The sequence below is a fragment of the Alcanivorax sp. UBA3183 genome (assembly GCF_002364155.1).
Taxonomy (GTDB): domain Bacteria; phylum Pseudomonadota; class Gammaproteobacteria; order Pseudomonadales; family Alcanivoracaceae; genus Alcanivorax; species Alcanivorax jadensis.
The window spans coordinates 1561-1836 of sequence record NZ_DEXN01000040.1 but is presented as its reverse complement, the minus strand read 5'-3'; the positions used below and the strand labels follow the sequence as shown (position 1 = coordinate 1836).

Annotated in this window: 1 pseudogene; it reads left to right on the top strand. The window is 62.7% G+C overall.

The features are described 5' to 3' along the window. Positions 1-276: pseudogene (locus tag B3Q33_RS12755) on the top strand (MFS transporter); the annotation flags it as partial.

The window sequence follows — 276 nt, the reverse complement described above, 5'->3', positions numbered from 1 at the left end:
GGAAGCCATCGGTCGACTGGATTTAGTTTCATCCCTGGTGGGACTGGCCGGCGCGGCACTGGCGGGCGTGCTGATGATGCGGCTGTCGCGCAAACTGGCCCTGTTCGGTTTTGCCGCCTTGCAGGCCGTGTCCTTTCTTGGCTGGTGGATGGTGGCCAGCAGCCCGGCGGATCACTGGATCTGGCCGGTGGCCCTGTTCGAGCAATTCGCCGACGGTCTGTCCACAGTGGCTCTGTTCGTATTAATGATGGACTACTGCCGTAGCGGCCACGAGGG